The 818-nt window shown below is 55.6% G+C and carries 1 protein-coding gene; it reads left to right on the plus strand.

What is annotated here, in order from left to right; genetic code table 11:
• Nucleotides 1-818: AMP-binding protein (locus HFD99_RS24810; RefSeq protein WP_167441053.1), on the plus strand; the 818-nt coding region annotated here is incomplete at both ends.

Here is an 818-nt window from a genome sequence, read left to right on the forward strand (position 1 = left end):
GATCGGTCTACGATCGAGCGGATGCAGGGACATGTACTGCATGTCATCGAGCAAATTATTGACAATCCGCATATCCGTGTGAATGAGCTGGAACTAGTGACAGCGGAAGAGCAGGCACAGATCGTTCAGGTGTGGGGAGATACGGCGGCAGCCTATCCGCAGGATCAGACGCTAAGCAGTCTGTTTGAGCAGCAGGCCAAAAACACACCGGAGCAAGTGGCGGTGTTGTGCGGAGCGGAATCGTTGACCTACCGTGAGCTGAACGAGCGAGCCAACCGACTCGCACGCACCTTGCGTGTGGAAGGGGTTGGACCGGATCAGCCCGTGGGCATTCTGGTCCACCGTTCACTGGACATGATCGTAGGCATCTACGCGATCTTGAAGGCCGGCGGAGCCTATGTGCCGATTGATCCGGAATATCCGGCCGATCGTATCCGCTTTATGCTGGAGGACTCGGGCGCGAAGCTGGTGCTGACACAATCGCATCTGGCGGAGCAAGCCTTGGTGAGTTTCGATGGTCAGGTGCTGGTGCTGGATCGTCAAGAGCAAGATGGCAAGAATATTTACCACGAAGACGGCTCAAATCTGGAGCCCCTAGCTGGACCGCATCATGTTGCCTATGTCATTTATACCTCCGGTTCGACCGGAAAACCGAAGGGCGTGATGGTGGAGCACCATTCCGTGCTGAACCGGATTTTTTGGATGCATAATCGTTATGGCTTGAGGGCGGCAGATACGATCCTGCAAAAGACCGCCTTCACCTTCGACGTGTCGGTGTGGGAGCTGTTCTGGTGGTCAATGGTCGGCTCGAAGGTAAG

It is taken from the genome of Paenibacillus sp. EKM301P (assembly GCF_011800295.1).
GTDB lineage: Bacteria > Bacillota > Bacilli > Paenibacillales > Paenibacillaceae > Paenibacillus > Paenibacillus polymyxa.